The following is a 20,531-nucleotide window of genomic DNA, read 5'->3' as shown; positions in this document are numbered from 1 at the left end:
TTATGCCATATTTTCTTCTTTTTATGAGACATAAGTTAATTTGAACTGTGCACCTCTTCAAACAAATGTTTGATCTGTATTTTCTTTCTTGATACTTTTGTGAACTTTGCAGTAATGATGTTCATAGCTCTTGTATTTTGGCGCGTTTACGAGAGGTATTTTTACTCTTTTTAATCGTTTATTCATATGCCAATCCCACTTGCTAATGAGCAAGAAAATAGTTTTAAGGGATTCAATATAAGAAGGGATAAAATAAAACAATCTTATGATATTCGGCTCCTCTCATTCAATATGCAAAATTATAAATTATCTTTATAAATCAAAGTATTGTTCGATACAAAGTTTTTCTCAGTATGAGAAATTTAGCATTGATCTTGCATATTTCATCAATACGTTAGTCCTTGATGTTTCTGAGAGAGTTTTGCATGAATTTGCGCATTTGGCAATTGCATCCCCATTTTTTGATAGCGTGCAACAGCTTTTAACTCTTTGATTTTTTAGCTCCACAACGGGTCCAGATTTTTCATCAGCAATTTTTCAAACTTTTTCAAAGCAGTTAAAGCATGAAATATTTATTGAAAAAATTATTGCTGTAATATTTTCTCACAGAAGGCGTACAATCAACTTATCGTGTCTGCTTTCACGAATAGATGTTGTAAAAAGTAAACGACACAAATCTTCCTCCTCAGGAAATTTGTGTCGTAAAATTTTGTTTAAATAGACGATTGGGGGAATTAGCTTTTCAAGGCTTTTAAAACATGTTGTGGTGAAGAAACTTCATAAGGATCTGTTGCACAATTATCTGAAAAACCTGCTTCTTCGAACCATTGTTCAACCACACCATCATTAATAACAGCTGCATAGCGCCATGATCGCATGCCGAAACCAACATTGTCTTTTGCAACCAGCATACCCATTTTGCGTGTGAATTCACCAGAGCCATCGGGAATTAATTTCACGTTTTTGATATTTTGTGCTTTTCCCCAAGCATTCATGACAAAAGCATCATTGACGGAAAGGCAATAAATTTCATCAATACCCGCTTGTTTAAATTCATCATAGAGTTTTTCAAAATCAGGCAGCTGAAAGGTTGAGCAAGTAGGGGTAAAAGCTCCAGGAAGAGAAAAAAGAATAACACGCTTTCCTTTAAAGTAAGCATCGCTGTTAACTTCTTGCCACCGATAAGGATTGTCTCCAGCCATTGATTCATCGCGTACGCGTGTGTGGAATGTTACATTGGGAACTGTTTTTTTCATCATCATGATGCTCCTGTATTCTTTTACGAAAATTTTGTTTTAAAACAGCCTTCGTATTTAAAAACATATGGCAAAAAGCGTTTTAAACAAAAGGGCTTCTTTAAAAATTCTTACTTCTAACGAGTGTGCAAATATTTCACACTTCCGTCAAGTAGAATTAATGGTCGACTTTGGATACTCTTCACCTTAAAATTATAGGAAACCATATAAAGGTATTGATATGACCATAAAGACAGTTTTAACCACGGCTTTTGAGGGGCAAAAACCGGGAACGTCTGGTTTGCGCAAAAAAGTGTCTGTTTTTCAACAACCCCATTATGTAGAAAACTTTATACAGTCTCTTTTTGATAACATTGGGCCTCTTGAAGGAAAAATGTTGATTCTTGGGGGAGATGGGCGCACTTTTAATCGTACTCTTCTTCAGATTGTGTTGAAGATGGCGGCGGCGCATGGTGTTTCTTGTATTAAAATGGGAAGGGGCGGTATTCTTTCTACACCTGCTGTTTCGCATCTTATTCGTAAAACTCATGCCCATGGTGGACTTATTCTTTCTGCAAGCCATAATCCTGGTGGTCCAGAGGGAGATTGTGGTATCAAATACAATGTTTCCAATGGTGGACCGGCTCCTAATTCTTTATGTGATGCTATTTTTGCAACATCGCAACGTCTTTCCTTTTATAAAATTCTTGAAGCACCAGATATTGATTTAGATAGGCAAGGTACGGTCTTTATGGGAGCCATGCGGATTGATATTATCGATCCTGTCACTGATTATGTTGCTTTGATGCAGGAGCTTTTTGATTTTGACTGTATTGCTAAGGCCGTTGCTCGAGGTCTTACTTTACGGTTTGATGCCATGCATGCGGTAACAGGGCCTTATGCTTATGAAATTTTTGAAAAATGCTTAGGATTTTCTGAAGGGACAGTGGTTAATGGTATTCCTTTGCCAGATTTTGGAGGCGGTCATCCAGATCCCAATTTGGTTTATGCCAAGGCTCTTTATGATTTATTGATGTCAGAGCAAGGACCAGATCTTGGCGCAGCCTCTGATGGTGATGGAGATCGTAACCTCATTATTGGTCGTCAACAATTTGTTTCGCCTTCGGATTCTTTGGCTATTATGGCTGAACATGCACACCTTATTAAAGGATATCGAAAAGGTGTTGTGGGGATAGCGCGTTCTATGCCAACGGGGCGTGCTGCTGATTTAGTTGCGGAAAAACACGGATTAAACTTTTTTGAAACGCCAACGGGATGGAAGTTTTTTGGAACCCTTTTGGATGCGGGGAAAGTAACCTTTTGTGGTGAAGAAAGCTTTGGAACGGGCTCTCATCACATCCGCGAAAAAGATGGTTTATGGGCTGTCCTATTTTGGTTAAATCTTTTAGCGGTAACAGAAAAAACTGTCGCACAGATTGTTCAACAGCATTGGTCCACCTATGGGCGTTTTTACACGTTACGGCATGATTATGAAGAAGTCGAAGCAGATAAAGCTTTGGCATTACTAGAGCATTTGCGTGCGCACTTACCACATGCAGGAACTGAAATTGCTGGATTTTTCGTCAAAAAAGCAGATGATTTTACATATCATGATCCTGTTGATCAGAGCGTTAGCACGCGGCAAGGTATACGTATTTTTTTCGAGAATGGAGCACGGTTGGTGGTTCGTTTGTCGGGAACAGGGACGCTAGGTGCTACTTTACGACTTTATTTTGAACAGTATGAAAGTGATCCGCGCAAACACAATTTTAATCCGCAAGAAGTTCTCCAACCTTTGCAACAGGTGGCACTAAAACTGTTAAACATACAACAAGCATTGGGGCGAGATCGTCCTGATATTATCACCTAAGATCATTGGAATGTTTTTTTGTAAAGGTATAATGATTGATCACATGGATGTGATTTTAGGGGCGTGATTTTATGTGCATAAGGGAGATCTTCCATTTTCAAGCTCTCTTTGTTTTTTCCTTTCTTACATATCAATCGGATTCCTAAAACTGCCTGATTCTTAAAACTAAATGCTGTAGGAAATTATAATCGAGCATAATCGGGGAATTTATGTCCAATGGGTTTGCTCAATGGCTTGATAGAAATTTTTGTTTAATAGGGGAAAGTTTCTCATGCAAAATAAAATACGATCATTGTTGCACATTTCATATGTTTGTTTTAAAGAAGCTTCTCTCTCAAGACGCTAAAAACGCATCTTATGCGTGTTGCTTTGAAAGGGATAACCGGCCATCCATTGAGCAGCATCATTTTTACGCTTATGAGAGAGTAAGACGGCACCATCATTCACTTTGCCCGCTTTCAATGTTGGCTCTTATATTTGAGAGTGTTTAGTATTTTGGATAATCGTTTTACACGGATTTTCCTACTTGTAACATGCAAACAAAAGGCTTTGGTTGTTTCAATGTAAAAGGGGTTGAGAGAATCTCAGCTTATTTATCGGCTCTCATTCAATATACAAAACCATTAACTATGATCATAAATTAGTTTGTTCTCTAACATTATGAATGCTTTACTTAAATAAAAGGCCAAGTTGAGGCTATCATTTTCTTGTTTCTCAGTTTTTAGCTCTTTGGAAGCGTTTTTATTCAGAGATGTTCCTTTTCTAATTTTTTTTATTCATTCGTTAATTGTATTGCTGATGTGTAAGAAAATGATTTTGATTAATTTATTAGAGAGAATGAAGTGAGTAAATTTTATGATATGCGGGGGCTCATTTAAGTTATATAATGATCAATCATTTTTATAAACTCATGTATGGTGTGTGATGATAGCATTCATGAACACAGTTGGCAGATGAGGATTGAAACAAAGGGAAATGTTTTTCTAAAATAATGGACAATAAGCACTTCTTGCTTTATGACCAGTCATAATGAATGATTTTTCTTTTAATAAGGGGAATTTATGACCCAATATCCCAAATGTCCTCGTTGTGATTGTCTTTATACTTATGAAGATGGTGAAAATTTTGTGTGTCCTGAATGCGCACATGAATGGCCGCAAAAAAACGATGATACGGTTCTTGTCAATACTGTTTATGATGCCAATGGTCAGATTTTAACAAACGGAGATACCGTTATGGTGATAAAAGATCTGAAAGTAAAAGGCGCTTCATCTGTTTTAAAAGGTGGTACTAAGGTAAAGAATATTCGCTTGGTGGATGGAGATCATAATATTGATTGCAAAATTCCAGGGATTGGTCAGATGAGTTTAAAGTCGGAGTTTGTGAAAAAAGTTTAAGCATTTGTCCTCTTGCAATTGTTTTTGGATTTCGTTGGTTTTCTATTTTTACATTCTTCTCTAATTGGGCGTATTTTTCTCCAGTGGCTTCTTTTCTTGTTTCATAGATTACACCAATCAGATAGAAGCAATATGTTTTCCTTTATTGCAAAGCCATGTATCGCAGAGAAATAGCGACTCTGTCTTTTTCTTTTAATATGCGGTTATGGCGGACTGGATGTTGACTCACAAGCAACAATAAAAGTATGCGCTTTATGAGAAGAACAATACCGTAAAGTAGACAAACTTATTCCTGCTGAATTGAAAAAATATTCTCATTTTTTGTATCAGATAATTTTTCAAACAACCATAATAGATCTGGCTTCAATGTATTTATTTTTTACAGGTAGTTATATTTTTGCGTCATGTTTATGGAAATGAGATTGAAAATGATAGGGGGGAATTCTTGATTTTAAGAATGGAAAAAGGACGCTATGATCTTGATAAGGTCTTATTGCCATGCATTTTCCAGCTCTTAGTACTGCAACAGTCTCTTATAAAAGTGTACATAAGAGCTATTAAAAATAGTTTTTGTTATTATCCAGTTTGTGCTGTGTAAGCGGACGATTTTGATTGATTCAACATGGAACAGAATTGAAATAAGAAGAATGTCAGAATTCTCATTGCAAGTTGCAAAATGTGATCTTTGTCGAGTGGCTGAAACAACATATTGATTTATAATAGTAAATTAGCGTTATTCATATTGAATTAGAACCTCGAATAACGTGAGATTCTCTCATTTCAAATCTGTTCTATGTTGAATCAATTAAAATCACTTGCTTGCACACCACAAGCGGGGCTGGTGTGTGGGTAAAAATGAGGAAAGAAAGGATTAAAATGACTCTTATGAATCGTCTTAATGAAAGAGCTGTCGCATCATTAGGGGCTGGCAGATATGATGATGGTGCCGGCTTGCTACAAGGAGTATTTTGCGTGATTTGTCGTTGGAAGCACTGAGAAAGATAGAGCAAATGAGCACTCTATCTTACAATGTTTTCTTTTTTTTAACGAGGTCGTGTTTTCCTCGTTAAAATTGCATGACAAGATTATAAAACAAAATAAATTTAAAGTGCACACCCATGCATTGTACTTCTGTGTACGATTGGTTTGTTGAAATAACTTATGCTTCTTAAAGGGGGCTTTGAAATCTTTTTAAGGCATATGTGGAGGTGAAAGGTGAGTGAAGGTATCATTATTGGACAGATTTTTTTAACAGTACTCTATCTTTATGGCTGCATAGCTTACTTCTAAAGTTTCAGGAATAAAATGACGTAAGATCTTTACATTCCATGTTTGAGCACTGTTGAAGAGGGGCAATCGGTGTGGTTATTTTATCTATTGAAGTCAATATTTATTGTGGCATGGCTTCAACGCCTAAAACTTCAGGGATAAAATGACGTAAAAGGTTTTCAATACCATGTTTGAGAGTTGCCGTTGAAGAGGGACATCCAGCGCAGGAGCCCCGCATATTGAGATAAACAATACCATTTTCAAATCCGCGAAAAGTAATGTCTCCACCATCATTGGCAACCGCTGGGCGGATACGCGTTTCAAGCAGATCTTTAATGGTTAAGACAATATCAGCATCTTTTTCGTCATAAAATTCTTCGTTAAGGGCATGGGTTTGTGCTTGTGTTGTAGCGTTGGTGGTGATCACTGGCTCATTGGATAGAAAATGTTCCATGATTGTGCCTAAAATGACGGGCTTGAGATGTTGCCATTCCCCTTCTTTTTTGCTTACGGTGATAAAATCATAGCCTAAAAAAACACCATTGATATTGGGAATATTAAACAGTTTAGCCGCCAAAGGTGAGTTTTTAGCTGCTTCTTCAGGGTCACGAAATTCTAATACGCCCTCAGAAAGAACCACGCGTCCTGGCAAGAATTTAAGAGTTGCAGGGTTTGGGGTGGTTTCAGTTTGAATAAACATAGATTCTCCTTTTATAATGAAGGATTGGGAAGATCTTACATTGTAGAATATTATATTTTTTAGGCAATAGATCTAATATCTTCATCGGCAAGATTGCTAGGAATAACAATGACAGGGATTGAAAAAGCTGTTCCTTTATTCCCGATTAATTGAACAAGGGGTCCTGGTCCTTCTGTATGTCCACTGGCTGCTAAAACAATTAGTGCAATCCTTTTATCTTCGTCGATCAGTTTGGAAATCTCATCAATTTTTTTTCCTTCACGCACCACTATTTCTGTTTCAAGCGCATGGGTGGTGCGGACTTCACTGGCAATGTTTCCTAATATTTTATGAGCACTTTGCTTTGATTCTGTGCGCATAACGTTGTTTACACCCAGAAAATGTTGAAATTCTACACTATCAACGACACAAAGTAATACCAATGTTCTACTGGTGTTTTGGGCATGTTGTGCGGCAAACGCAACGGCACGCCGACACTCTGGTGTTTCATCGATAATGACTAAGTTTTTTTTCTTTGGTTCTTTTTTCGGATTTTTGGGTTTGGAAATCATGCACTTTCTCTATTTTGTACAAACGATTTTTTTGCTCTCTACAGTTTTCAGTTTTATTATTTTTATGTATCGTGCAAAAATCCAATAATTTCACGAATTTTTTTCATATTTTCTTCTGCGAGCATACTAGCACGTTTAGCGCCATCATGCAAAACAGAGTCGATATAATCACTTTCTTGATGAAGTCGACGTAATTCTTCTGTTATAGGGGCAAGCTTATGGACAACAAGGTCGGCTAGAGCTGTTTTAAAATGCGAAAATTGTTGACCAGAAAATTCTGAAAGAATCTTTTCTTTGCTAACTTTGGCAAAGGCAGCATAAATACCAAGCAGGTTGTCCACTTCTGGTCGTTCTTTTAAAGCGGTGAGGGTATCGGGAAGAGGAGCCGAATCCGTTTTGGCTTTGCGTATTTTTTTTGCGATAAGATCAGCATCATCGGTCAAATTAATGCGTGAAAAATCTGAAGGATCTGATTTTGACATTTTTTTCGTCCCATCGCGCAAAGACATAACGCGTGTGGCTGTTGTTCCAATAAGCGCCTCTGGGAGGGGAAAAAAGCCTTGTCTTTTTTCTTCATCTGTTTGCATAGAGATACCAAAATTTAATTCGGCAATACGCTGTGCATAGTCGTTGTTAAATTTTTGTGCAATATCGCGTGTGAGTTCAACATGCTGTTTTTGATCTTCGCCTACTGGAACATGCGTTGCACGATAGACTAAAATATCAGCGGCCATCAAAGTGGGATAGGCAAAAAGCCCTAGGGATGCTTTTTCGCGATCTTTTCCTGCTTTATCTTTAAATTGTGTCATGCGTTGAAGCCAGCCAATACGGGCAACACAATTAAAAATCCAGGCGAGTTCAGCATGTTGAAAAACACGTGATTGGTTAAAAATAATGTGTTTTTGAGGATCAATACCGGAGGCTAAAAAGGCTGCTGTCACTGTTTTGGTGGATTCGCGTAAAGTAAGGGGATCTGGGTTGACTGTGAGCGCATGCATATCCACAACACAATAGAGGCAGTGATGAGAGTTTTGCAGTTCAACCCAACGCTGAATGGCTCCAAGATAATTGCCAAGATGTAAATGACCACTCGGTTGTACGCCGGAAAAGACAAGTGGTGTGAAGGTATCCATAGGAGTGCTCTTTCTTCAATTAAGGTTATTCATTTTATTGTTTTTGACAAAGTATAGATATTATGAGCGTTTTTTCAAATTTTTAAGCGTGTGAAAAAAGGAACGGGTGTTGAATAAAAAATAGGCACTAAAATAGATCAAAAATATGCCAATCATGATCCCAGCTAAGGTGATCGCGCGCAAGAAAAATGATGCTTGTGAGGATAAAGGAAAAGACAAAAAACCAAACACATTCAATCCGTAATAGAGGGCTAGTGCACTCAAAAGAGTTGCCATCATGAGACATAATATTCGCTTTATCAGTTGGAAGTCGTATTTCCAATAACCGCGTTTGATAAGGACACTCCACAGCAACAGGGTGTTGGCCCATCCAGAGGTAATTTCAGCAATAACAATACCTCGTGCAGATAGAATAGGAAATAATGTTAAGGCGAGACTGATATTGATGAAAACGCAAATACCTGTAAAAATCATCGGTGTTTTGGTATCTTCATGGGCAAAAAAATTAGGAATAAAGACCTTAATAAGAACAAAAGCTGGAAGTCCTAATCCATAAAGTTCTAGTAATTGTGCAACATGGTGTGTTGATTGACTGGTAAATTGTCCTCGCTCAAAGAGCAAACTGACAATGGGAGTGGAGAGCAGCAAAAAAGCAATGGATGCTGGAAGTGTTAACAACAATGTTAATTCAATAGAGCGGTTTTGTAAATGGTGGGTTTCTTCATGCTTTTTGCTCCGCAAAGCGCGTGTTAATTCTGGTAAAAGAACGGTTGCAACGGCAATGGCGATTACGCCTAGAGGCAATTGGTAAAGACGATCAGCGTACATCAAAGAAGAGACAGCACCCGATTGACTAGAAGCAATGTTGGTATTAATGAGCAAATTGATTTGTGTGATGCCACCCGTAATGGCTGCTGGGAATGCTAAAGTTAATAGCTTGCGAACATTAGGACTTAAATGGGGCTGGCGGAAGGAAATTTTCATTCCACTTTGACGCAAAGCAAGGGCAATTAAGGTGAGTTGAAGAAGCCCTGCTGCTAATACACCCCAAGAGAGATTTAAGCCGATATGCCAAGCGTCAAGTTTATAGATCCAAGCATAGGCAAGCACACCAATCAGAATAATGTTTAAAAAGAGTGGGGCAATGGCGGCAATAAAATAGCGTCGCAGAGCATTAAGCATGCCCCCCATCATGGCAGCAAGCGACATGCAGGTTAAATAGGGAAACATGATTGCAGTAAAGTGAATGGTAGCGTTAAATTTTGTTGCATCTTCGGTAAAACCTGGGGCAATAATGGTTCGTACCAAAAAAGGCATACTCAGTTCCATCGCAATCGTTAACAGTAAGAGCAGCGAAAAGAGAACGCCAAAGACTTCTTCTGCAAATTTGCATGCCGTTTCGTGACCTTCTTCAGTGATTTTTTTTGCAAAAAGAGGAATGAAAGCAGCGTTAAAGGCACCTTCAGCAAAAAAACGACGAAATGTGTTGGGAAAACGAAAAGCAGCGTTAAAGGCATCAGAAACAGGACCTGTCCCTAGGGCTGCTGCCATAAGCATTTCGCGTACGAAGCCAAAAATACGGCTCATAAGGGTTCCGGAAGCAACTGTTGCAATTTTTTTAATCAATGTCATAAAGATATATCAACTTTGTTGTAAAAGAGAAGCGATGACAGGAGAAATAAACCGTTTTAAATCGTAAAATCTGATCTCTATCCTAATCAAGGATACTTTTGGAAAGCGTTTTACGACGGTGTTTATCTCTCTGTCAACAATGGTGCTTGAAGACTTTTTATGCTCCTTGTTTACTGTTGCATTAAAATTTTTATTGTTGCCATAAAATAATTAAAATTTCTTTTTCAAACTGAAATATGGGAGAAATATCATAACAGTTTTAAGGGACATATAAGGATATATAATGATAATTTCTCTTTATGTTTTGATGTCGTGAATAATGCAACCCAATACCGTACTGTTTTACGTGAGGGGTATGACCCTATTTAAAGAACGCAAATAAAATAAAAGCATGAAACAATGTGCAATTTCCATTATTTAAAAAACAGCGCTTTAGATGTTTTAAAAAGTCGTAAGGTTGAGCTAAAAGGGGATGGTAAAGCTGGTGATTGGTTTTCACTTTTACGGCTTTATGTTCTCTCCAATTTGGCTGCCTTTTCGTTTTAGAGATTACATAAATAAGAGGATAGGAAGACGTGATCTTTCAACAGCATTTTGTCTGTTTTTAGCACGACAGGTAATGAAAGTGATTCATTATCATTTTCAAAAATGATTGATCCTTTTATTTTTCCTGTTCAGGTTTCCATTCTCGTTGAGGTCGATTGATTTGCCGATGAAGGCAGAGGGGGGGAAAGGCTATCATTTTTACCAGAGAGGGCAAAAAAGTTAAAGTTTATGAACCTTTAGATATTCATTGCCATCGCTTTTGTGTGCTCTGTTTTGTGAGGTTGAATATTTTCTTGTCTTTTAGGATTCTGATTGACGTTTTCTGTCATTTTTTGCACTTTAATTGATTCTTTATCGAGAGTGTTGGAACATTTTTTTTCATTATTTTTCTTTATAGATTGATGCTGGATAGATTGATACTGGTTTGGTGCTAAGCGCTCATCGAATTTATGGTTATAAAAATACATGGGTTGTATATGCTGTTCTATCTCTTTTATCTGCTTGATTATTTCCATAATCTCTTTTGCTTTAACGGTTGATGTACCAAGACTCTTCGCAAGTTTTTCAGGATTATTTTCCTTTATAGCTTCATGCTCGCTTGAGGATAAGCGCTCATTGATTTTTTTGATATAAGTCCTTATCTCCCCCCTTAATTCAGGAGAGTTTGATAAAGTTTCTTGCTGTTGTGCTTTTGACAAGGAAAAGAGATTTTTCATCCAAGCCTCAGGAATTTTTACCGACTGTTCACACCGCCTTTGTTTTACATGATGGGTATGGAGAATGTCTCTTTCTGTTTGTTTAAAAATATTGATATAACGATCAATGGCTCTACAGAGGGGCAAAATATTTGCTTCAGCATGGGCACGCGCGTTGTTTTTTATGCCAAATACATTGCTACCAGAAAGCTTAGAAATAGATTGGGGAGAGGTGGTAATTTGATAGGTGAGCTGTTCTCCTTCAGTATGATTTTCATGGATCATCTCAATTCTTTCCTGCAAAATATGACGATTGCCATAAATGATTTGACACAAAGTTTCGATTTCTTTTCTTCTTGCTTGAATGGATGCGTTGTTTTTTATCCTTGGGGCAATTTCATTGTTGGTAAGGGGGGCTATTGTTTCTGCGGGGATAAGCACTCCTTGCTGGTTTTGAATTTTTGGTGCTGTAAAGGAGAGGGCGTCACCGATTTTTAATGTCTGTATTTGCTCTGGGGTGAGATCTTTTTTATTTCCCAAGATGAAAATCCCGTTGGCATCAAGCATGAAGCCATTGGGTCCACTGCCTCTGTAAAAGCCTTTATAGGTATGACCTTCTTTCGCTGTTGTAACAAGATGATGATGAAGACTCTCAAATCCGATATGTTTCATATTATCCATGAATTCTTTTAAAATAAGTATTTTTTCTGGATTTGAGATATCCTCAAGCAGATGTTTCATCTCTTCCTTATCGTTATGTTTTAGCGATGCAATGCTGGCAAGATTCATGCGTTTTTCTGTTACAAGAGAAAAGTCGAGTGTGTGGCCAGCAACTTGCCCAAGTTTTTCAAAAAACATTCGTTGTGTGCGTCCATTACCTTCTCTGAAGGGATGCGTATAGTTGAGCTGTATCAACATTTCAGTGACATGTTCAATAAATGTTTCGCGGGTTAAGCCTTTTAAACTATTCGTTTCAGCAAGTATTTTATCTAAATTTTCTAGTCCCTCTTGTATCTGTTTTGCTGAGGCAAAAGAAATCCCAGCTTTTTTCATCATTGGCATATAAGCAACGGTACCATCTTCAAATGTAAATGGTTTTTCGCGTGTTTGTCCGGCCCATTCAAAAGTATTTTTAAATAGGGTGTGATGAATATATTGGAGATATGTGGAAGTTAGTTTTTGCGGTGGCGCTTCTTGGCGTAGATGAATGATTGCTTTTGTTGTATCATGGGCACATTGCACTTTTAATTTTTTATAGTCGTTTATTCCATATTTATTTTTTAAGGTGATACTATTAGGGCAAAAGAAATTATGGTACATTGTCTTATTTTCTTCGGTTTGAGGCGATGAGGATAATTTCTCCTGTAAGGTGAGAGGGACGGTGTCCGTTTTTTTTGTACCAGTGTCCCAGTATGCCATTGCTTTTTTTGGGGGCTGTTTCATTCTTTCTTGATGATCAGAGCGTTTTTCCTTTGTCATTTGGACAGATATTGGATTATTTGTCGCTGTATTGCTGGTCTGTAAAATGTTTTTTTGGAAATCTTTTTGCATTTGCCTCATAGAGGAAGCAGATTGAGCAATTGGTTTGGTCATTTGTTCTTGTTCTTGCAAATTTTCGGGCATAACTTCAATGCTGTCATGTAAAGCATGAGGGGCACTCCATGGTGAAAAATGGGCTTTTTCTTTTTTCTTTGTTTGAATGGATGCGTTGTCTTTGCTCTTTTCAGTTATTTCATCGTTTGTGAGAACGGCTCTTTTTTTTCTGGAAGCAATGTTTTTTTCTGGGTTTTGAGTTTTGGGCGCTGTAAAGGAGAGGGCGTCACCGATTTTTAATGTCTGTATTTGCTCTGGGGTGAGATCTTTTTTATTTCCTAAGATGAAAGTCCCGTTGGCATCAAGCATGAAGCCATTGGGTCCACTGCCTCTGTAGGTACCATGATAGGTTTCTCCTTCTTTTGCGACGACAGTGAGATAATAATTTTTTTCATCCAATCCAAGCTTTCTCATAGAGTTGGTAAATTCTTGTAAAATGAGCAATTTTTCTGGATTTGAGATATCCTCAAGCAGATGCTTCATAGGCTCTGGATCGCCATGTTCCATGGCAGCGGCGCGGACAAAGTCTTTACGTTTTTTGCTCACAAGAGAAAAGTCTAGCTCATGTCCTGCTGCTTGAGCGAGTTTTTCAACAAACAGTCTCTTTGTGCGCCTATTGCCCTCTCTGAAAGGATGCAAGTGGTGCAAATCTATCATTATTCCAGCGGCTTGTTCAACGAATTCTTCGCGCGTTAAGCCTTGTAAATTATTCTTTTCAGAAAGCGTTTTATCTAACTTTTCTAGTCCCTTCTGTATTTTTTTGCCAATCGCAAAAGGTTTTGTAAATTCTTTTCTTTTCAAAATGGGCATAGAAGCAACAGTACCATCTTCAAATGTAAAAGGCTCTTCGCGTGTTTGTCCGGACCATTCAAATGCACGGGAAAAGAGGCGTTGATGAAGATATTTTAGATAGGAGGAATTAAACTGCTCAGGTAGAGGTTCTTGACGCAGTTTTATCATTTCTTTCTTTACATCATCACAACATCGTTCTTTTAATATTTCTTGCTCTTTGATGTGGTATTTATTTTTAAGCACTTTGCTATTGGGATAAAAGAAATTCTGCGATGCTTTATTGATTTGCTTAGAAATGGCTGCACTAATTGCAGAGTGTTGTTCTTGCAATTTTTCCTGTGAGGAAGAGGCATAATGTTCTGTATTTTCTTTCATGCATATTTCCTTTCAAATGTTAACATTATTTTTTGAAAGCTTTTTTTATATTTTTTGCCTTTTATTATTTTATGGTGTTTTCTTTAAAGAAGAATGCCTATTTGAATGATTGAAAAAATTGACCTTATTCGCATGGAACAAAGTTAAAGTGTGTGATTTTTATGAAGTATTATCGTGAAATTTTATCAATGAATTCTGTAAAATAATGGGGTGTCTTATTCAAAGTTTTCTGTATTTCATACACCGTCTTTGATGCAATCTTGGCAAGATAATTGCACCAAAGTTTTGTATGAAAAGCCAACAATTGGGAGATTTATTACGACAAAGCTATAGCTTTTGATGCTTCGGCTCTGCGCTGTCGAATATGCGGCTGGTCTTCTTGTCTACAAGTTTCTGCAACTTCTTGATGCCGCTTTACTGTTGAGCGTTCAGGCAGCTTCGGGGGCTGCGATAAGCTTTGCTGCTTTTGTAATTTTTTATCGAGATCGGTAAGTGGTTGATGACGTTTTTGTTGTTCTTCCTGATGGTTTTGCACAATGGTTTCTCTTAACTGTTTTATTGTATCAGCATAGTCCTTAATGGCGGTACAAAGGGTAGGGATATTTTCTTCAGCGGCTTTGCGTGCTCCGTTTTTTATGCCAAGGGTTTTTCTACCAGCAAGTGGAGCAAAAGATGTAGAATCCTTTTCAATTTGAAATACAAGCTCTTCTCCCATCTCTGGAATTTTGTGCATATCTTCCATTCTATATTGTAAAATAAATGGATCATCATAAACAATTTGGCACCAATATTGGATCTCTCTTTGACCATATTGAACCGATGGATCTTGTTGAACTCTGCGGGCAATTTCCTGATTTGAGAGAGGCTTTATTTTCTTTTCTGAATTGAGCGAATTTTGTAAATGTTGATTTATTGGATCTTTCTCTTGTGCTTGTCGCTGATGTTGTTGTTCCGTGTGAAAACCTTGTGAAATATTTTCACTTTTTGTATATTTTGAAGTATACATATAACCGTTAATAGCAGCACATAGGGTAGGAAGAGTTTCTTCAGCTTGTTTGCGCGCGTTATTTTTTATGCCGAGAACTTTTCTACCAGCAAGCTTAGAAATAGACTTAGGCTGTTCTGTAATATCCCATAAGAGCTGTTCTCCCATATTGGGGTTTTCTTTGATTGCTTCTATTCTTTCTTCTAAAATAAGCCTGTTGCCATAAACCTTTTCGCACAAAAATCGTATTTCTTCTTGATATGCTACGAGTAACAGCTCTCTTTCCATTGTATTAATAGATGATTTTTGTCCGTGAGACGGTTTTGGTTGTTCAATTGCTGTGTGTGGAGAGGCAGGTTTTGGGACGATAGTATCGCTTTGTTTTCTGTTTTCCATACGGTGCGGTTTTCTTGAAGGAGGGACGGCATATGTTCCACTGTTTTGTGATGATGAACTGCTTTGCTGTCTGACTTTCATATGTGATGGTGTTTTGGGTCTAACACTTGGGTCGTATGTTTCAGGATTTTGGATTTTTGTACCGTTTTGCACTCTGTCTCTCATGCGTGGCGATGTTTGCGAAGTAGGCGTTGCATAGAGGTGTTCTCTCTCTTGAACCGTTGTTTTGTTTTGTCCTCTATCTTTTGCACGTGGTGGTCTTTGTGGAGCTGCTTTTGTGTGCGGAGAGGAGTTTTCTTGGATTTGTGAGCTGGGGATTTTTGTTCCGGTTTGTGCTTTTTCCCTCATGCGTGGGGGTGTTTGCGAAGTAGGCGTTGCATAGAGGTGTTCTCTCTCTTGAGCTGTTGTTTTGTTTTGTTCTCTATCTTTTGCACGTGGTGGTCTTTGTGGAGGCGTTTTTGTGTGCGGAGAGGAGTTTTCTTGGATTTGTGAGCTGGGGATTTTTGTTCCGGTTTGTGCTTTTTCCCTCATGCGTGGGGGTGTTTGCGAAGTAGGCGTTGCATAGAGGTGTTCTCTCTCTTGAGCCGTTGTTTTGTTTTGTTCTCTATCTTTTGCACGTGGTGGTCTTTGTGGAGGCGTTTTTGTGTGCGGAGAGGAGCGTTCTTGGATTTGTGAGCTGGGTTGTAGATTTTCTTTTGTGCGTGGGGGTTTGGGCGGAGCTACTTTTGTTTGTAGAGGAGGTATCTCTTGGGTTTTGGTGCTGGGGATTTTAGCGCTGGAGGGCATTGTGCTGGTTTGAGTGTTTGCTCTCATGCGGGGGGGGGGCGGTGGCGCAACCTTTGGGTGGTGTGATAAATTTTCTGGGCGTTTTTCTACAGTTGGTTTTGGCAAATTTTGAGAAACTTGGGAAGGAGGGGTTCTGGTGGGGGATTGTTCAGCCGGTTGTTGAAATTTTTCCATCATTTCGGTGATAAAAGGGGAGGGATTTCTTTTTTTCATGCATGTTCCTTTCAAACTCTTCCAATATTGTTTTTAAATACTATTTAAAAACGTACGTTGGTTTTTATTCTGTTTTATGCTTTTTTACTCGGTCTTTACGAGAGCAGATATGAAACTGAATGGTTTCACAAGATGGGGCTTTCTTGGCGCAAACACCTCTTTCCTGTGTTTCGCCAAGATATTGGATTCAATGTGAAAATTTATGTCTGTTTAGCTGGCAAAAGCCATCGCTTTTGGGGCGGCAGTTTTGCGAGGACGAATATCTGTTTCTCTTTGTTGAGTAGAAGTTGTTGCTTCTTCAAAAGTTACTGTTGAAGGCTCGGGGCGTTGAGCAGACTGTGAGACGCTTTGTTGTTGATGCAAGTTTTGCGCTCTCTCAGAAGGTGCTTCATTGTGTTCTTGTTTTGTCTGCTGAGTTTTTGAAAGGCTCTCTCTTACTTGTGCTACAGCTGTTGCATAATTGTCAGTGGCGTCAATGAGGTGAGAAAGACCCGCTTCAGCATGTCTGCGTGCTTTATTTTTAAAGCCACAAAAGTTACGACCAGCGTACTTGTGAAAAGATTGAGGATTTCCAGCAAGTTGTTGTGCGAGTGCTTCTATTGTTTCAGGGTTTTGGAAAAGTGTTTCCACCTGTGATTGCAAAATGTTTGTGTTGCCAAAAACAACAGTGCACCAATATTGGATTTGGGCATGGTGTCTTTTGACTTTTGAATGTTGGTGAATTTTGGTAGAAACTTCTGCCTCTGAAAGACTTTCTTTTTCACGATGATCTGGTTTTTGTAGCAGTTTAGTGACAGCTTCCTTCCCCATTAAGCGTTCATAGTTTTTGAGTTCTTGCTCTGGAGATTGTACGAGGCTCTCTCTTGCCTGTTTTACAGTTTCTGTATAACAATCAATGGTGATACTGAGAGCGGAAAAACTCTCTTCTGCTTGTCTACGTGCTCGATTTTTGAAGCCCAACATGCTGGTGCCTGAAAGTTTAGCGATACTTTCAGGATATGCTGCCATACGCCATGAGAGTTCTTCTCCTGCAGCAGGATTTCTTTGAATTTCCTGCATTTTTTCTTTCAAAATGTTTGGGTTGCCATAGGCACTTGCGGATAAACGTTGGATTTCTTCTTGATAGGTTCGAAGCAATGAATGGTGTGGAAGCAATTGAATGATTTCTTCCTCTGAGAGAATTTTTGCTGCCCTTTGGGTAACTTGTGAAGTAATTATTGAGTGTGTCGTTTCAGGTTTTTGCTGCATTTTAGTAGAGCCGCCTCTTGTTAACGAAGCTGTTGGATTTGTTGATGCATGTACAGTTTCTTCTCTTAAAAGAGATTGTCTTTCCTCACCTTCTTCCGGTATCGTTGATAGTCTTTTGCTTTTTGAAGACGTTTCTTTAGGGATGGGTTCTTCGCCTGAGACTTCTGCTGCTACTTTTTCATAGAGCGCTATAAGTTCTTGTATTGAAGAGGATGGAAAAGGGTGAGAGTGATCTTTTTTCATGCATGTTTCCTTTCAAAAATTGTTTTAGAAAACCTCTTTGGAGCACTCTTGCCTTTTATGTTTGGATCGCTTTGAGACAAAGGAAGATATCGAACTGAATGAGCTCCAAAGATCTGCGCTATTTGCAATCAGCCTAAGGGACATTTGTGTCTTTTATACAGTTTTTTTGTGAAATATTATCAATAAGTTATCAATAGTTATCGTGAACTACAGGCGCCATTTTTAGGACTATTTTTTGTAACATTCTAAAACAATTCTTGGCGCAATCGCGATGAAACGATTTGCGCCAAGAAACTCACTGAAAAAAAATTACATGAAAAACAAAAACTATCTGTTTTTACGTCTATGCCTCCTTACATGGCATAAGAAAATCCTTTTTCTCCTTGTCTTTGTCGTTGAGGGCTGTGCTCTGGACTATTGTGTTCTTGTCCTCTTGTGTGATGATGATGACGATGATGGTGTCTCTCAACTTGCTGAGAATTTTCTTGACGGCGTCTTTGTTCCGCTAGAGGGGTGTGCAATAGCTGTTCCGTTGCATTTTCTACAGCTTTCGTATAACCATCAATGGCATCAACGAGCAGTTTAAAACCGTCTTCAGCTGCTTTGCGTGCTTGATTTTTTAAGCCAAGTGTGGAGCGTCCAGCAAGCCTATGCATAGATTCAGGATTTTCAGCAAGTTGATTTGAAAGCTCTTTTCCTTTAGTGGGATCTTTAAGTATGTCTTGCAAGTGCTGTTGGAAAAGCGTGTCACTGTTATAAACAGTTGTACCCCAATGCACGACCTCTTGTGCATATGCTTGAACTTGTGGATTTTTTAAAAGTATGACACTTATTTGATCAGCTGTGAGGGAAGGTGAAGATCTTCCTCTTTGGTGCGAAGAAACCATTGTATAGTCGGTTTCAGATTCTTGTTGCCTTTGATTATGGTGTCTCCCTTTGGAAGGAGAAATACTGCTAACAGTTGCGTATGTAACTTCTTCTTCGCGTTTTGTGGGAGCAACCATTGTATAGTCGGTTTCAGATTCTTGTTGCCTTTGATTATGGTGTCTCCCTCTTGAAGGAGAAACACTGCTAACAGTTGCGTATGTAACTTCCTCTTCTGGGGTTGGACCGCGCTGGTTTCCTCTGGTTGGTTTCTTAACTTGTGCATAGAGGGCTTCTGGATTTGCAGAAGGGTGTGGATGATGTTTTTTCATGCATGTTTCCTTTCAATATTTTTAGAAAACCTCTTTGGTGCATTCCCCACTTTTAGTTTTGATAACTTTTGTACAAAGGAAGATATCCAACTGAATGACCTCCAAAGATTTTGCGCTATTCAGGGTTAGTGTAACGGACATTTGTGTCTTTTATACAGCTTTTTTATGAAATTTTATCAATAAGTTATGATAAATTATAGGATTCTTTTTAGGATTATTTTTTGTAATATTTTAAAACGATTCTTGGCGCAATCGCGATGAAAAGATTTGCGCCAAGAAACTCAATGAAAAATAAAAAATTATGTACTTTTACGGGGGCTCACTTACATGGCATAAGCCATTCCTTTTTCTCCATGTCTTTGTCGTTGTGGACTGCGCTCTGGACTATTTTGTTCTTGTCCTCTTGTGTGATGACGACGATGATGGTGGTGATGTCTGTGTTCTGGGTCTCTTTCTGGACCTTCGTGTTTTTGACCTCTTTCATGTTCATGTGTAAATTGTTGATGGAGTTTTTGTGCAGTCTTTACATGTCTCTCAAGAGCTGAGCAAAGGTGGGTAAACTCCTCTTCAGCTTCTCTGCGGCTTGGAGATTTTACACCAAGTATTTTGTGACCTGCAAGTTTACCAGCGCTTTGAGGATTTTCTGTAAGGTCCCATAAGACGTTCTCTCCTTCTCGAGGATCGTCAAGAACTTTAGCCAATTGTTGATTCAAAGCATGCTCGTTACCATAAACAACTTTGCATCGCTCTTGGATTTCTCTTACACCATATTGAAAGTCTACGTTTTGTAAAAGCCTTGTTGTAACCACATCTTTTGGGGTTCTGGGAGGGGACATTGCCCCTTCGCCAACACCTTGGTAGATAGGGTTTTCTAGTTGTTCAGATTCTTGTCCACCTTCAGCTCCCATGCCAACCGTTGCATAGACAGATTCGAGTGATCTTTGGGGAGAGCGCCCACCTTCTATACCAAATTCAAGTTCTGCATAGAGATGTTCTGGCTCTTGGGGATGTCGTCCACCCTGTGCACCTCCACCAACTGTGTCGTAGGGTGTTTGCCAACCTTGCGCTTCCAAATCCGTTACTTTATAGGGATCTACGAGTCTGTCGGTGCGTCGCCCATCACTTGGTTCCCCACCAAGTCTGTCATAGGGATTTCCTAGTGGCTTTTGGGGAGCATAGATCGTTTCTGCTGGTTGTTGAAGTGTGTATTGTTGTTGGTTGCGCTGTTCTTTGGGTGGTTTATTAACCTTTGCGTAGAGCTCTTCTAGATTAGAAGCTCCTAGATTTTGTTGCTCAAGTGGCTTTTTGGGAGCATAGACTGTTTCTGGTGGTTGTTGAAGTGTATAGTGTTGTGGGTTGCGCTGTTCTTTGGGTGGTTTATTAACCTTTGCGTAGAGCTCTTCTACATTAAAAACTCTTGGATTTTGTTGTTCAAGTGGCTTTTGGGGAGCATAGACTGTTTCTGGTGGTTGTTGAAGTGTGTATTGTTGTGGGTTGCGCTGTTCTTTGGGTGGTTTATTAACCTTGGCGTAGAGGTCTTCTAGATTAGAAGCACCTAGATTTTGTTGTTCAAATTGTCGGCTTAGTTCATCTACATTGCTAGAAGGGCTTGGGTGACTTTTTTTCATGGCTGTTTCCTTTCAATATTTTTAGAAAACCTCTTTGGCACATTCCCG

At 38.8% G+C, this 20,531-nt stretch carries 13 protein-coding genes and 1 pseudogene; 4 read left to right on the top strand and 10 right to left on the bottom strand.

Annotated features, from left to right (window positions below; all coding sequences use genetic code 11):
- Nucleotides 1-734: 734 nt before the first annotated feature.
- On the bottom strand, nucleotides 735-1,259 hold the full coding sequence (locus tag ACFILU_RS06280; RefSeq protein ID WP_375621555.1) for a peroxiredoxin: 525 nt from the start codon (nucleotides 1,257-1,259) through the stop codon (nucleotides 735-737).
- A gap of 217 nt (nucleotides 1,260-1,476) precedes the next feature.
- Here ACFILU_RS06280 and ACFILU_RS06275 point away from each other — a divergent pair, with 217 nt between their 5' ends.
- From ACFILU_RS06275 to ACFILU_RS06265, 3 genes and pseudogenes are all read left to right on the top strand, one after another.
- Entirely contained in the window at nucleotides 1,477-3,105 is a 1,629-nt protein-coding gene (locus ACFILU_RS06275) for an alpha-D-glucose phosphate-specific phosphoglucomutase (RefSeq protein WP_375675218.1), read from the top strand.
- 1,061 nt (nucleotides 3,106-4,166) lie between these two features.
- Nucleotides 4,167-4,502, top strand: a complete 336-nt coding sequence (locus tag ACFILU_RS06270; protein ID WP_375618296.1) for a zinc ribbon domain-containing protein YjdM — start codon at nucleotides 4,167-4,169, stop codon at nucleotides 4,500-4,502.
- A gap of 876 nt (nucleotides 4,503-5,378) precedes the next feature.
- Nucleotides 5,379-5,459, top strand: a pseudogene (locus ACFILU_RS06265) (DUF4102 domain-containing protein); the annotation flags it as partial.
- Between the two features lie 433 nt (nucleotides 5,460-5,892).
- On the opposite strand, the gene ACFILU_RS06260 reads toward ACFILU_RS06265, so the two are convergent.
- The 4 genes from ACFILU_RS06260 to murJ form a co-directional block, all read right to left on the bottom strand.
- Entirely contained in the window at nucleotides 5,893-6,471 is a 579-nt protein-coding gene (locus ACFILU_RS06260) for a NifU family protein (protein ID WP_273790941.1), read from the bottom strand.
- Nucleotides 6,472-6,530: 59 nt separating this feature from the next.
- Nucleotides 6,531-7,022, bottom strand: a complete 492-nt coding sequence (locus ACFILU_RS06255) for a universal stress protein (protein ID WP_375675216.1) — start codon at nucleotides 7,020-7,022, stop codon at nucleotides 6,531-6,533.
- A gap of 62 nt (nucleotides 7,023-7,084) precedes the next feature.
- On the bottom strand, nucleotides 7,085-8,155 hold the full coding sequence (trpS, locus tag ACFILU_RS06250; RefSeq protein WP_375662732.1) for a tryptophan--tRNA ligase: 1,071 nt from the start codon (nucleotides 8,153-8,155) through the stop codon (nucleotides 7,085-7,087).
- A gap of 60 nt (nucleotides 8,156-8,215) precedes the next feature.
- Nucleotides 8,216-9,787, bottom strand: coding sequence for a murein biosynthesis integral membrane protein MurJ (gene murJ, locus ACFILU_RS06245; RefSeq protein ID WP_375675214.1), 1,572 nt, complete (start codon nucleotides 9,785-9,787; stop codon nucleotides 8,216-8,218).
- A gap of 399 nt (nucleotides 9,788-10,186) precedes the next feature.
- Between murJ and ACFILU_RS06240 the strand changes: the two genes are divergently transcribed.
- Entirely contained in the window at nucleotides 10,187-10,333 is a 147-nt protein-coding gene (locus tag ACFILU_RS06240; RefSeq protein WP_375675212.1) for a hypothetical protein, read from the top strand.
- Nucleotides 10,334-10,569: 236 nt separating this feature from the next.
- On the opposite strand, the gene ACFILU_RS06235 is transcribed toward ACFILU_RS06240, so the two are convergent.
- The 5 genes from ACFILU_RS06235 to ACFILU_RS06215 all read right to left on the bottom strand — a co-directional run bounded on the left by ACFILU_RS06235 (nucleotide 10,570) and on the right by ACFILU_RS06215 (nucleotide 20,483).
- On the bottom strand, nucleotides 10,570-13,788 hold the full coding sequence (locus tag ACFILU_RS06235) for a BID domain-containing T4SS effector (protein WP_375675210.1): 3,219 nt from the start codon (nucleotides 13,786-13,788) through the stop codon (nucleotides 10,570-10,572).
- A gap of 316 nt (nucleotides 13,789-14,104) precedes the next feature.
- Complete coding sequence (locus tag ACFILU_RS06230; protein WP_375675208.1) at nucleotides 14,105-16,168, bottom strand: BID domain-containing T4SS effector; 2,064 nt, start codon at nucleotides 16,166-16,168, stop codon at nucleotides 14,105-14,107.
- Nucleotides 16,169-16,378: 210 nt separating this feature from the next.
- Nucleotides 16,379-17,659: a BID domain-containing T4SS effector gene (locus ACFILU_RS06225; RefSeq protein ID WP_375675206.1), complete on the bottom strand. Its 1,281-nt coding sequence runs from the start codon at nucleotides 17,657-17,659 to the stop codon at nucleotides 16,379-16,381.
- 353 nt (nucleotides 17,660-18,012) lie between these two features.
- A complete protein-coding gene (locus tag ACFILU_RS06220; protein WP_375675205.1) occupies nucleotides 18,013-18,855 on the bottom strand; it encodes a BID domain-containing T4SS effector in 843 nt (280 codons plus the stop codon).
- A gap of 323 nt (nucleotides 18,856-19,178) precedes the next feature.
- Entirely contained in the window at nucleotides 19,179-20,483 is a 1,305-nt protein-coding gene (locus ACFILU_RS06215) for a BID domain-containing T4SS effector (RefSeq protein ID WP_375675203.1), read from the bottom strand.
- Between the last annotated feature and the right edge of the window lie 48 nt (nucleotides 20,484-20,531).

The organism is Bartonella sp. CL100XZDX (assembly GCF_042195375.1).
In the GTDB taxonomy this organism is placed as follows: Bacteria; Pseudomonadota; Alphaproteobacteria; order Rhizobiales; family Rhizobiaceae; genus Bartonella.
The sequence above is the reverse complement of the archived record's forward strand: the minus strand, read 5'-3'. Positions and strand labels throughout refer to the sequence as shown.